The organism is Alteromonas sp. S015 (genome assembly GCF_036864485.1).
Taxonomy (GTDB): Bacteria; Pseudomonadota; Gammaproteobacteria; order Enterobacterales; family Alteromonadaceae; genus Alteromonas.
In genome coordinates this window covers 1-13367 of the sequence record NZ_JAZETO010000001.1, presented here as the reverse complement: position 1 = coordinate 13367, position 13367 = coordinate 1, and the positions used below count along the sequence as shown (strand labels likewise).

Genomic DNA, 13367 nt, shown 5'->3' with positions numbered 1-13367 from the left:
GTTCTAAAGTGAGAATCGCTCTCGTAGAAAGCGAGCGATTCCATCTTCATCGTGATGCCCTATCACGGAGGTGGCAGCGTCCTTGATATAGGGTTTTGCATTGGATGGCGCGTACGCCTCGTCCGCTAACTCAAACATACTCAAGTCATTGTCACTATCGCCGAATACAATAACGTTACTTGCGTTTAACTGATTGCGCAATATTTCAACAGCGCTGCCTTTATTTGCAAGATTGTGGTGTACATCCATCCAACGGTATTCATCTCCTTCAATAGCTGGCCCGGAGTAAGCGATCAGACCATCGTGCATGTTTAGTTGCTTATACATGTCGTAAACCAGCGGCGCATCACCGATCATACTAATATTCGTAATATGTGCGTTGGCAGGTAGCGAGTCAATAGTCGCAAGTCGCGCTTTAGTGCGTGAGAAATATTTCTCGATTAAATCGAACTCTACCTGATGCTTGGGAGATGAATGGTAAATGACATGTTCGTGATCAGGGCTGTCCATATTTACTGTATTGATGAAAGGGGTAATATTGTTTTTGACCGCGTGTTCGATAATAAGATTTACTTCACTAGGCGCGAGCAAATTCTCCAGCGTTAGCGCATTTCCTGAAGGATCCCATATGGCCACGCCATTATTATATATGTGGGGAAGTACAAACGACTGACCTTGTAACACATACTGTGCTGAATGCATTGTGCGGCCTGTCGCTACGGTGAACGCTATATCTCTCTTGCCAAGCAGGCCTAACGTTTCTTTTGTAAACGAAGAAATTTTAGAAGACTTATTTAACAAGGTGCCGTCTAAATCAAAAAATATTAAATCCATACAAATGGTGCCTAATCTCTCTTTCAAAATAGCGCTGACCAAACGCCGAAGGGCAATAAACGTATCATCGTTGTATTGCCCTTTCAAAGGTATTGGTGCAGCTAGATTGATTGCTACGCTGAGGTCACTTTATCACATTATGCTTTGAAGCTACGTGTCATCTTGTACAGTTAATCTCATTATCGAATAGATTCGACCACTTTGTCCGTGTGCTGTTTTAATAGATGAGATACCTCAGATGAAGACTGTGATTTTCTAAGGTTGATCACGAGGGCAACCTTACCATATCTAACCGCGTGTCTTACGGTTTGTACCACTTCGCTTCTGTCCGGACGTAAACCGATTAGCCCTGCTATAAATAACCCAATAAATAAACCGGGGCTTATGAGAGCTATGTAAGTAAATAAAGGATTTTGTTGCGTGAGCGCTGGGCCAAACTGCGTTAATAAAAACGCTGCTAAAAGGCCACAAATAAGACCGATTGCACCAAGTAATAAGTGCGATGACCACATACGTTTACCGATAGATGCACTATTACGCTCAAGCTTTTCGCTCATGTTAGGGTCGCCGGCTTCGATAATTTCCACTTGAGATGCTGCAACAGATGTCTGGTTTTGAACCACCTCCAACACTTCTCGCACTTTTCGTTTTGAAGAAAATACAGCCGCGACTTGCAAATCACCATTCGATACAACGTTGGCTCTTAAATTTTCATGCTCATTGCTACTTTTGCTTGTCGGCTCGACTTTTTTCGAATCTTGAACATTCATCTTTAAATCCTCGACTTCTTACTTGGATACGCTAAACCATTCCACTTCACCTGTACTTCACAGTAAATTACTGTTCATGCTAGTCCGAAGCGTACAATTAATTCGATAATCTCTTGTTGTGTTCATTCAAGTTGTATTCCGGCAACGATTTTTCGACATTTATACTTTAGTGTAGGGTAACGATGTGACGCCTTTATCATATTGAAAATAAAAGCAAAATTCATAACGTTAAATATGATTTAGTGAGTAAAAAAGCGAAAGAGGGAAAGTTTCATAGCTTAAGTTTTGCGTTCAATCAATTATCACTCGTGAAGTCGATGGCCGGTATTGTGATAATTTTACACATGGCGTGAAAAATCGTTATAGCCGTTTGAGATTAAGGTTTCCCGCTGCACGGTCTGTGTGGGACAAGCGTGTTTTCATGTAGTGATCATTTATCAGCATTTTCCTGTAAGTTCTATTTACACATCAAGCTTTGAAAAGTCGTTGCCGTGCATTAAAAGGGCACAACAAGAATCCGCGGCTTTGGATGCAATTTAACAGTGGATATTCCTTACCGTTAAGGAACGAGGTGAGTATAAATGAAACGGATCAAAGGCTATTGCAATGTTTATTCTGATGATAGCCATTTATTGATAAGACGGATCGCTTGCGGGAATAAGCGTTTCTATTATCGCTATGCAAGTGGAAAGAAAGTGACAGGAGAGCGGGTGCTAAAGCGCATCAAGAAACTCGTCATTCCTCCAAACTGGCGCGATACCTATATAAGCCGTGATAGCAAGGCCAGTGTTCAAGCCGTAGGCTACGATGAAAAAGGGCGTAAGCAATATATCTATCACGAGAAATGGCATGAGCAGCAACAAGTAGAGAAATTCGAGCGTTTAGTTGCATTTGGCAATGCGCTCCCTGGGTTTCGCGAGTACTGTCTTTCGTTGATTTCACAACCGACGTGGACTCAAGAAAAAGCATGCGCACTGGTATGTCTGCTGCTTGATTACACCGGTGCCAGGGTAGGCAACGCCCAATACAGCAAAGAAAACAATACGTATGGTTTGACCACATTGCGGCGCAAGCATGTCCAAGCGCAGTGTGACGATAGTGTAGAGCTAAGCTATGTAGGCAAGCACGGTAAACCAAGAACCCTCAAAGTGCACGACCCTGAACTCGCCACGCTAGTCTGTGACTGTGCGCAGCAACAAGGTTATTGCTTATTTCGTTATCAAGATGAGGATAATCGTTGGCACGATGTCACCAGCGAAGACGTCAACGCGTTCATCCACCAAGAGTTAAGTGAGCGGTTCAGTTGTAAAGATTTTAGAACGTGGGCATCAAGTCGATTTGCACTGACGACCCTTCCCACTGTCTATGAACAGGTCACAACATCCAGAACCAAAAAATGGGAGAGTACGCTAAGTAAATATGTTGCTTCGGAACTAGGCAACACTCCCTCGGTTTGTAGGAAATATTATATTCATCCGAAACTATTTGCTGTCAACAATGACAAAAAAGTGTGTGAGAAATTAGTTAATCGGGTGCGCTCGCTTCACAATGAAGATTGTACGCAGCTAACCCATTTATTGCCTGTAGAAAAGCTTCTTTTGGATGTTATTTCAGCTGAGTCCGCGTAATGAAGTATATTCAGTGAAAATGTTTTAGTTGATAGTAAAGTTTCCATTTTTTGCTTCTTTTTAACCAAAGTTAACGTGTTTCACAAATGACCGTTCATTTGTAAGGTATTGTATTATAATAGGTAAGTTTGTTTTTGTTGGATTAACTTGTTGTGAAACACAGTTGGTAATAAAACGGGTATAAATTCTCGTTAAATTTAATTGTTTAAAAATTGCACTTGAAATTTTCTGTCAGATCCTTATATTGTTAGAGCTCTAATGATTATTGTTCGATTTAATTATTTGCTATTAAAATAGAATTAGCAAAGGTTAAATGGCGTTTTCATTTACGAGTTTTCAAAGAGCAAAAGAGGAAATAACGAACGTTATGCCAATGGAAAGTTACCTATCATTAGCGGTGTATTTTATAGCGATGTTAGGGATAGGGTTGTTTGCTTACCGACAATCTACCAGTGATATATCTGGTTATATTTTGGGAGGGCGACAAGTTAGCCCTCAAGTAACCGCACTGTCTGCGGGTGCCTCTGACATGTCAGGTTGGATGCTAATGGGCTTACCAGGTGCAATGTACTTAACCGGTTTTGATGCGGTTTATATTGCAATAGGGTTGGTTGCAGGTGCGCTAGCTAACTATTTATTAGTAGCACCGAAACTTCGCGTTTATACCGAAGTGGCGAACGACTCGCTTACCGTGCCTGAATTTTTCGCGAAGCGCTTCAATACGCCTAACTCGAGCCTTCGTATAGTCTCTGCGGTAATTATAGTGCTGTTTTTTACCTTGTATACGTCTGCTGGATTAGTAGCCGGTGGTAAGTTGTTTGAAAGCGCATTTTCAGTCGATTATCAGCTAGGCTTGTTTATCACCCTAGGCGTTGTGGTGTCTTACACATTACTGGGCGGTTTCTTGGCAGTGAGCCTTACAGACTTTGTGCAAGGGTGCATCATGTTCGTGGCGTTGGTTTTAGTACCAATTGTTGCGTTTACTGAGTTTGATAGCGTGTCTCAAATGACAAGCGCCGCTTATCAGTCTGTACCTAATTTTTCTGAATCATTGGAAACGCTAACCATTGTAGGGTTGCTATCGAGTTTAGGTTGGGGCTTAGGTTACTTTGGACAGCCGCACATTATTGTTCGCTTTATGGCAATTCGTTCTGTTAATGCCATTGGCACAGCGCGAAATATTGGTATGTCGTGGATGTTAGTGACCATCATTGGTGCACTTGCAACAGGCTTTGTAGGCATCGCCTATGCTAATCAATTTGGTCTTGCAGTAGATGATCCAGAGACGATATTTATAATTTTCTCACAATTGCTGTTTCACCCACTTATTAGTGGATTTTTAATGGCCGCTATTTTAGCCGCTATTATGAGTACAATTTCGTCGCAGTTACTGGTAAGTGCGAGTTCTTTGACCGAAGACATTTATCGAGTAATGGTAAATAAAAAGTCACCGAGCAAGTCACTTAGCGAAAAGCAAACCGTAACAATTGGCCGTTATGGTGTAGCAGGTGTGGCTGTGGTTGCACTGTTTTTAGCCATGGATGCGTCGAATACAATTTTATCTTTAGTAAGTAATGCTTGGGCAGGTTTTGGTGCAGCATTTGGTCCGTTAGTCCTGTTTTGTCTGTATAAAAAGGACCTTACAGCGAAAGCGGCGATGGCCGGTATGATCAGCGGTGCGGTAACTGTACTGTTTTGGATTTATGCGCCCGTATTAGCTGATGGCAAAACGTTAAGCAGCGTTATTTATGAAATTATTCCAGGGTTTGCGGTAAGTACGTTAACGCTATACATGGTAAGTCGCTTTAGCGAAAATCCATCAAAAAACGTGCAGGCAACATTTGCGCAAGCCAGTGAAGAATTAGCAAGTCAACAATCTTAAGGTTAAAAAGTTTATTATGAGTCATCCAAATTGGAAACGCGTAGTCATCAAAGTGGGTAGTGCATTGATATCGCCCAACCAGCAAGGTTGTAGCAGTCACTACCTTTTGAGTATTGCGCAATTTATCGTGCGATGCAGAGCCAACGGTACACAAGTTGTGCTCGTGTCTTCTGGTTCTGTCGCAGCGGGCGCGCACTTGTTTCCAGAGCAAGAAAAGTCAGATATAGCAGTTAAAAAAGCAATGGCGGCAGCGGGTCAAACCGAAATGATTGCCACGTGGGACAGACTGTTTGATTTTCCGTCTGCCCAGATGCTTTTAACGCATGCTGATTTGCGAGACAGAGAGCGTTACGTAAGTATTCGTGAAACGATCTTCAGTTTATTGGACAACAATATCCTGCCTATCGTAAATGAAAACGATACCGTTACTACCGACAAATTAAAGGTGGGTGATAACGATAATTTATCGGCCATGGTGGCGTCGGCCGCTGAAGCAGATGCGCTTATCATCTGTTCAGACATTGATGGGTTGTATGATAAAAACCCGCATGAACACGACGACGCCCAATTGCTTAAATCAGTTAATACCATTGATCAAAGCATTTATGACATGGCTGGCGGTGCGGTGAAAGGCGGTGTAGGCACCGGTGGCATGCGCACTAAAATTGAAGCGGCCGAAAAAGCCGTTTCGCATGGTATAGACACATATATTATTAACGGCTTTACTGAGCTGTCGTTTAATATGCTGCTAGCAGGTGAAAACCCAGGCACGCATTTTGTACCTCACGCTATGCCAATGCAAGAGAACGTGCATTGGATGCGCCACACGTCAAACGCGCAGGGCGAGGTGATAGTTGAAGGGGACTTTGACGCCTCTTTAGCTGGCGACGCAGAACAACTGACAAGTAGCGAAATTATCGATGTGAAAGGTGAGTTTTCGGTAGGCGACACCATTTTGGTACGTAAAGAAGACGGCACTAAACTGGTTAAAGCTAAGTCGAATTACAGTAGCTGTTTATTGAATTTTATTGCGAATCAGGAAAACGAAGAATTCGCCCATGAGTTTGAGGAAAAAACGGGGCCAATTATTTCTGATCAGCACATAGCAAATCTGGAGAAAGAATGAGCATTATTACAGAGTTAGCACAACAGGCGAAAAAAGCTGCACGTACACTGGCAATTTTAAGTGAAAGCCAGAAAAACGCGGTGTTAACTGATATGGCGGCGGCAATTCGTGCTAACAAAAATAAAATTATTGACGTTAACGAAAAGGAAGTAGCGCGCGCTAAAGAAAATAACTTAGACGCAGCCATGATTGACCGCCTAATTCTTAATGAAGAACGCATTGAGTCAATGGCTGAAGGCATCGAAGTTATTGTTGAACTTGATGATCCAGTAGGTAAAGAGCGCGTTATCGGTACACGTCCAAACGGTATTGAGATTAAAAAAATGCGTATACCGCTGGGCGTTGTGTGCATGATATATGAAGCACGACCTAATGTTACTGCCGATGCAGGCGCACTGTGCTTCAAATCGGGCAACGCAGTAATATTACGTGGTGGTAAAGAAGCACTGGATACCAGTTTAGCCATTGCGGAGCTAATGCAAGAGGTGCTGGAAAAACACAACTTGCCTAAAGCATTGGTAACGGTTGTGCCAAATCCGGACCGCGCATTAATGCAAGAGCTAATGGAGCAGCGTGATTACATTGACGTAATTATCCCTCGCGGTGGTGAAGGCCTCATTAACTACGTGACGGATAACGCTAAAGTTCCGGTTATCCAGCACTTTAAAGGCGTGTGCCACCTTTACGTAGATAAAGACGCCAATTTAGACAAAGCCATGGCGCTGTTGCTAAACGGTAAGACACAGCGTACTGGCGTGTGCAATGCGTTAGAAGGTTTAGTTGTGCACCAAGCCGTCGCGGGAGATTTTCTGCCGAAAGTCGCCGATGCCTTTAAAGAAAAAGGCGTGAAGGTTCACGTAAACGAAAAAGGCAGCCAGTACTTTGACGGTGCTGACGTTATTGCTGAAGATGCGTACGGTGAAGAATACCTTGGCTTGGAAATTGCCATCCGCGTTGTTGATGATTTTGATGCTGCGGTAGACCATATCGCGCAGTTTGGTAGTAACCATACTGAAGTAATTTGTACTGATGACGCCGAGAAAGGCAAGCTGTTCCAGCGCGCGGTAGACGCTAGTGTTGTAATGGTTAACGCTTCATCACGTTTCTCTGACGGTAGCCAGTTAGGTTTAGGAGCGGAAATTGGTATCGCTACAACCAAGCTGCATGCCTACGGCCCAATGGGCTTAGAGTCGTTGACTTCAGAGAAGTATCTAGTGAATGGCGAAGGCCAAATTCGCGACTAACAAAAAGGTGTTTTAACTGGTCGGCATTGTGCCACGAGTTGACATGCTTCATAATGCAAAGCGCTGACATTCGTCGGCGCTTTTTTATTTTTATTCAAAGATTTACCCTCGCAGCACAGACGGAGCATACATGGAGATTGTGATAGACCCCACGCAGCTATGGAATCAGCTTATTGCCTTTGCCAATGAGTATAAATTGCTGACGTCACTACTACTTTTAATTGTATTGCACTTCATAAAAAAAGGTGTGCTGCTGTTGATAAGGCGTATTAGCTCTCAACGCGGTGAAGACAGACGAAATCAGATTAATATTTTAGAGCAGCTAGGCAATGCCTTTATCATCATTGTACTGATGATAGTGTGGAGCTCTGAAATACAAACTCTGGCTATTTCAATTGCTGCGTTTATGGTTGCTATTGTATTGGCCACCCGTGAATTTATTCAGTGTTTTATGGGGTTTATCTACTACCTGGGCGCAAGGCCATTTAGGGTAGGCGACTGGATCCAAATGAATAGCATTATTGGCGAAGTGGTAGAAATGGACTGGGCAAAAACAGCGCTTCTAGAAGTAGATCCAGAAAGCTTTAATTACACGGGTAAGCACGTGTATGTGCCAAACAGTCAGCTAGTTACTCAAACCGTGCGTAACCTTAACTTTATGCGCCGCTACCGTTTGCACTCGTTTGAAATAGTCAACGAGCCCACGGTAAACGCCTATAGCCTGTTACCTGCATTCCATGCACGCGCTCAAGCCCATTGTGAATATTTTCGTGACGTTGCAGAGCGATACAAAGGGTTAATTGAACGTCATTTAGAGCAAGAATTTATTCGTATTGACCCCGAAGTAGAGATTAAAACCAATGAACTGGCAAAAGTGGTAGTGAAAGTAAGTTTGTTTTGCCCAACGGCCGAGGCCCACGAGTTAGAACATAAAATGTGCTCGGACTGGTTAAGCTTATGGTTTCGGGCGCAAAAAGAAGAGCAGGCGATGCTGATGCAACAGCAAAGTGAGAATAACAATACCAATATTCAAGCGCCGGCTAGCATAGAACAGCAGGGGACCACTAGCACAGGGTTGTAAAACTCGACTAAGGAGCGACCTTTATCATCTTCTGGTCGCTCACTGCAATTTATTACACGTCATTCGCTACACTTCCATTCCCGCTGATGGGAAAAATGCCCTTCCAAAAATGCCATTTGGTCTGCCAGTATGCGTCTGTTCATTAAATAAAAGCGCTCGTAAACATTTGGTCTAAAAGGAACAGCTAAAAGCGGCATATTGGCCTCTTCAGGGGTTTTAGCTGCTTTAGCGTGATTACATCGCTGACACGCCGTGGCTACGTTCGTCCAACTATCTTTTCCGCCGCGAGAGCGGGGGATAATGTGGTCTCGGGTAAGTTGTTTTGGCGTAAATTTATTACCGCAATACATACACAAATAACTATCGCGCCTAAACAAGTAGCGATTAGTAAGGGCAACCTTGCCAGACAAATCTGTTACCTTGCCGTCGCACGCGATAATACTTGATAAAGTAAGTTTGCTTTGCAGTCCTTCATGATTCCAGCCTCCTTTAAGCGTAATAGCATCGCTACCTAGCTCAAATAGCACCTTATCTTGACTGTAAAGCTTGGCGGCTTGCTCAACATCTATCCACTCTTGTGGCATGCCTGCTTTGTTAAGTCGAAGTACCAACATGGTTATCTCCTTAGCACACTAATATTTAGACGTTCTTGTTGTTATCAATAACTTCTGCGGCTTCATAGCATGTAATGTTTTTTAAGTGTCTTATGCTGTTCGCTTTTTGTTCTAGCATACGCGGTTTTGTGTCAGTATGATGAAAATATAGTCAATAATTGAAATTTCACAGATATTTCATATAGTCATGGTGCTATAGGTGGTAGCGGTTGATAACCGAACAACACAACAAATTCCACGTGGGGCTACATTTGACCATGGCATTAACGCCACTTCAAAGCTATACTATGCGCCGCGTTTAAAAGCGATAAAATAAAGATTGAAATTAAAGGACAAATAGTGACTCCTATTACTAAATCATTTCAGTATGGACAGCATACTGTAACTCTAGAGACGGGTGTAATTGCTCGTCAGGCAACAGCTGCGGTTCTTGCAAGCATGGACGACACGTCTGTACTGGTAACAGTAGTTGGTAAAAAAGAAGCCAAAGCAGATCAAGACTTCTTCCCACTTACCGTTAACTACCAAGAAAAAGCGTACGCTGCGGGTAAAATCCCTGGTGGTTTCTTCAAGCGTGAAGGTCGCCCATCTGAAGGTGAAACACTGATTGCACGTCTTATCGACCGTCCAATTCGCCCATTATTCCCAGAAGGTTTCAAAAACGAAGTACAAGTTGTTGTTACGGTAATGTCTGCTAACCCAGATATTCCTACAGACATCATCTCTATGATTGGTACTTCAGCAGCCCTTGCTATCTCTGGTATTCCTTTCAACGGCCCAATCGGTGCGGCGCGTGTTGGTTTTAGCAACGGTGAATACATTCTAAATACACGCGCAGAAGAGCAAGCTGAAAGCGAGCTTGACCTTGTAGTTGCGGGTACTGAAGGCGCAGTACTTATGGTTGAGTCAGAAGCAAGCGTGCTTTCTGAAGATACCATGCTAGGTGCGGTTATGTTCGGTCACGAGCAAATGCAAACTGTGGTTAACGCGGTTAACGAATTTGCTGCTGAAGTTGGCACTGAGAAGTGGGACTGGGCACCAGAAGCAGAAAACACGGCGCTGAAAGACAAAGTTAAAGCACTAGCTGAAGCAGAAATGACTGCGGCTTACCAGATTTCTGACAAGTTAGCGCGTAAAGACGCAGTAACTGCAGCAACTGAAAAAGCACTAGAAGCTATCCTTGCTGAAGACGAAGAACAAGACAAGAAAGAAGTGCTAGACCTTCTTCACGACCTTGAATCTGACGTTGTACGTTCACGCATTCTATCTGGCGCGCCGCGTATCGATGGTCGTGACCCAGCCATGATCCGTGCACTAGACGTAGCGACAGGTATTCTTCCACGTACTCACGGTTCTGCACTATTTACTCGTGGTGAAACGCAGGCACTTGTAGCGGCTACGCTTGGTACAGAGCGTGACGCACAGATGATTGACGAGCTTCAAGGTAAGCGCGACAGCCGTTTCATGCTTCACTACAACTTCCCTCCATACTGTGTTGGTGAAACCGGTATGATTGGTTCGCCTAAGCGTCGTGAAATTGGTCACGGTCGTCTAGCGAAGCGTGGTATTCAAGCAGTAATGCCAAGTGAAGAAGAATTCCCGTACGTAGTACGTGTGGTTTCTGAAATCACAGAATCAAACGGTTCATCTTCAATGGCGTCGGTATGTGGTACTTCACTAGCGCTTATGGATGCAGGTGTGCCAATTAAAGCGTCTGTTGCGGGTATCGCAATGGGCCTAGTTAAGAGCGACGACAACTTTGTTGTACTTTCAGACATCCTTGGTGACGAAGATCACCTTGGCGACATGGACTTTAAAGTAGCGGGTACTACCGAAGGTATTACTGCACTTCAAATGGACATTAAGATTGAAGGTATTACGAAAGAAATCATGCAAATTGCGCTTAAACAAGCAAAAGAAGCACGTTTGCACATTCTTAACGTAATGGACGAAGCGATTGGCGGTCACCGTGAAGAGCTAAGTGAATTTGCGCCACGCATTTACACAATGAAGATTGACCAAGACAAGATCCGTGACGTTATCGGTAAAGGCGGCGCGATGATCCGTCAAATTACTGAAGAGTCTGACACTAACATTGAGATTGAAGACGACGGTACTATCAAAATCTTCGCGACAGAGCGTGCGAAAGCAGACATCGCTATTAGCAAGATTGAGCAAGTAACGGCTGAAATTGAAGTGGGTAAGACTTACAACGGTAAGATTACGCGTATTGTTGACTTCGGTGCGTTTGTAGAAGTACTTCCAGGTAAAGAAGGCCTTGTTCATATTTCACAAATCGCTCACGAGCGTGTGAACAAAGTAACAGACTACCTAGAAGAAGGCCAAATGGTTGACGTTAAGGTTATGGAAATTGATCGCCAAAACCGTGTACGTTTAAGCATTAAAGAGCTTCTAGAAAAGCCTGCGCCTAAGTCTGACGACGCAGAGTAATGCTAATTAGGTTTTAAACCTAGTTAGTTATGTTTAAGTAAAAAGGGAGCTTGGCTCCCTTTTTTCGTTTCAGGTTTTAAAAAGCAAAAGCAGGTTGGGTTTTACCCGTTAACCTACACATTCAAAGCCTAAGGAAAAGCGCTTTTATAGAGGTATTTGATAATGGATAAACAAACACAAACTGAAGTAGAAGCAGCGGTATTCCGCCGCTTAGTAGAACACCTAGACGCGAATAAAGACGTTCAGAACATCGACCTGATGATTTTGGCCGACTTTTGTCGTAACTGCTTGGCAAAATGGTATTCGGCGGCTGCAAGCGAGCAGGGCGCTGATATCGATTACGAAGCCGCGCGCGAAGTGGTATACAAAATGCCGTATTCAGAGTGGAAAGAAAAACATCAGCTTCCAGCCACAGACGAGCAGTTGGAGAAGTTGGCTGCTAGGCAGAAGAAGTGACTGCTACTTAAAAATACATGATGTTATCAATTTAAAAAGCCAGCGAACGCTGGCTTTTTTGTGTTTGGCGTGCGTGAAATACACCAAATTCATCTGCACGGCGGTATGGTGTTTTTAATTTTTGAGCAAAAAGTGACATTTTGGTTTTTGCTTTATTTCTGCTGTGGTTGTAGTTTAGAGTAGTTATAAATAAAAAGGACAAATATCCCAAAATGGTGTGTAAAAGCATGTCGGTTTGGGGACGAGTAAGCTGTTATGGCCTAAAAGGAGAGTCATGAAGAAATTTCTAGCATCGTTGTTTAGTATTGCATCAGTTACTGCTAGTGCAGCAGGGATGCAAACAATTACAGTTGATGAACAGCATATCCAAATGGGGCTAGCGGAAGGCCAAGTCGGCGAATATTACTCAATAAAACCAGCTATTGAAATTGAGTTAGATGCTACAGGCTACAAATTCCCGGCTATACCAGGTCAAGAATCAAACGAACCAAACGCGATTCAGCTCATAATCGATAATGAGCATCAATTCACAGCGTATTGGGAGCCTGGGGTAACGAAATACACACTTAATAATGCTACGTTAGTACCACGGTTTAAGGATTTCAATGGTTTTAACTCAGGCGACCATTTTGTAATTGCCATCGGCATTTTGGTAATTGATCACGTTAAAAAAGAGCAAGCATTTAAAGTGCAATGGGCAGGCATCGGTAATGTTCAGCCATAACAAGTTGCTGCACGCGGACACATACTGCTATGTTCATTTTTGCGTCTGTCTCTACGCTCCAGTTTTACACAAAAACGCTCTCCGCAGTATGTGCCGGTGAGCAAGGCGTTATGTGTCAGTGTTAACTCGAATAATGTAGTGGCTCCGGCCAAATTTACAATAAGGAAATAAAATGACAAATGAAGAACTAAGCGATTTGATTCTATCTATAAAGCTTGAAGTAAAAGACGATTATCAGGCTGGCGTTAAGACGACTAACTATAAATTGCCCAACGCAGCTTTAGCGGATGAAGTTATCGAGGCATTACATGCCAACTTTGAACATTACGATAGTGTATCTGTAGAGGGAAATATTCTGACCTTGGTGCATCCTGAGCAAGACGACGAATAAAAACACATAACACATATGAGCCACCGGGCTGTCAATGAAAAAAGATAGCCCCTTGACCACTATTTCAAGATCAATACCGTTGCCTTTTCAGAACTCGTTTACTTCGTCTGTCATGGCTGATGTTAGGCAAATTGCCTACGTCAAACACATATAGAGGCTCTTATTG

12 protein-coding genes are annotated in these 13367 nt (G+C 43.3%); 9 read left to right on the top strand and 3 right to left on the bottom strand.

Going from position 1 to position 13367, the window contains the following annotated elements; genetic code table 11:
• Positions 1-3: 3 nt before the first annotated feature.
• Both V7R42_RS00060 and V7R42_RS00055 read right to left on the bottom strand, forming a co-directional pair.
• Positions 4-834: an HAD family hydrolase gene (locus tag V7R42_RS00060; RefSeq protein WP_334018234.1), complete on the bottom strand. Its 831-nt coding sequence runs from the start codon at positions 832-834 to the stop codon at positions 4-6.
• A gap of 179 nt (positions 835-1013) precedes the next feature.
• Positions 1014-1604 (bottom strand): hypothetical protein, encoded by a 591-nt coding sequence (locus tag V7R42_RS00055; RefSeq protein ID WP_334018233.1) that lies wholly within the window; start codon positions 1602-1604, stop codon positions 1014-1016.
• 581 nt (positions 1605-2185) lie between these two features.
• Between V7R42_RS00055 and V7R42_RS00050 the strand changes: the two genes are divergently transcribed.
• The 5 genes from V7R42_RS00050 to V7R42_RS00030 all read left to right on the top strand — a co-directional run bounded on the left by V7R42_RS00050 (position 2186) and on the right by V7R42_RS00030 (position 8565).
• Entirely contained in the window at positions 2186-3232 is a 1047-nt protein-coding gene (locus V7R42_RS00050) for a DNA topoisomerase IB (RefSeq protein ID WP_334018232.1), read from the top strand.
• Between the two features lie 367 nt (positions 3233-3599).
• Complete coding sequence (gene putP, locus V7R42_RS00045) at positions 3600-5114, top strand: sodium/proline symporter PutP (RefSeq protein ID WP_334018933.1); 1515 nt, start codon at positions 3600-3602, stop codon at positions 5112-5114.
• Positions 5115-5130: 16 nt separating this feature from the next.
• Positions 5131-6240, top strand: a complete 1110-nt coding sequence (gene proB / locus V7R42_RS00040) for a glutamate 5-kinase (RefSeq protein WP_334018231.1) — start codon at positions 5131-5133, stop codon at positions 6238-6240.
• Positions 6237-7484, top strand: a complete 1248-nt coding sequence (locus tag V7R42_RS00035; protein ID WP_334018230.1) for a glutamate-5-semialdehyde dehydrogenase — start codon at positions 6237-6239, stop codon at positions 7482-7484. The genes proB and V7R42_RS00035 overlap by 4 nt, the downstream gene beginning before the upstream one ends.
• Positions 7485-7614: 130 nt before the next feature.
• Positions 7615-8565: a mechanosensitive ion channel family protein gene (locus tag V7R42_RS00030; protein WP_334018229.1), complete on the top strand. Its 951-nt coding sequence runs from the start codon at positions 7615-7617 to the stop codon at positions 8563-8565.
• Positions 8566-8624: 59 nt separating this feature from the next.
• Here V7R42_RS00030 and V7R42_RS00025 read toward each other — a convergent pair whose 3' ends face one another.
• On the bottom strand, positions 8625-9179 hold the full coding sequence (locus tag V7R42_RS00025) for an HNH endonuclease (RefSeq protein WP_334018228.1): 555 nt from the start codon (positions 9177-9179) through the stop codon (positions 8625-8627).
• A 339-nt stretch (positions 9180-9518) separates the two neighbouring features.
• Here V7R42_RS00025 and pnp point away from each other — a divergent pair, with 339 nt between their 5' ends.
• The 4 genes from pnp to V7R42_RS00005 all read left to right on the top strand — a co-directional run bounded on the left by pnp (position 9519) and on the right by V7R42_RS00005 (position 13201).
• On the top strand, positions 9519-11630 hold the full coding sequence (gene pnp, locus V7R42_RS00020) for a polyribonucleotide nucleotidyltransferase (protein ID WP_334018227.1): 2112 nt from the start codon (positions 9519-9521) through the stop codon (positions 11628-11630).
• Between the two features lie 162 nt (positions 11631-11792).
• Positions 11793-12086: a DUF1244 domain-containing protein gene (locus tag V7R42_RS00015; protein WP_061485818.1), complete on the top strand. Its 294-nt coding sequence runs from the start codon at positions 11793-11795 to the stop codon at positions 12084-12086.
• Positions 12087-12360: 274 nt separating this feature from the next.
• The gene (locus tag V7R42_RS00010; RefSeq protein WP_334018226.1) at positions 12361-12810 is read left to right on the top strand and encodes a hypothetical protein; all 450 of its coding nucleotides are present in this window, start codon (positions 12361-12363) and stop codon (positions 12808-12810) included.
• Positions 12811-12982: 172 nt separating this feature from the next.
• Positions 12983-13201: a hypothetical protein gene (locus V7R42_RS00005; protein WP_334018225.1), complete on the top strand. Its 219-nt coding sequence runs from the start codon at positions 12983-12985 to the stop codon at positions 13199-13201.
• Positions 13202-13367: the final 166 nt, after the last annotated feature.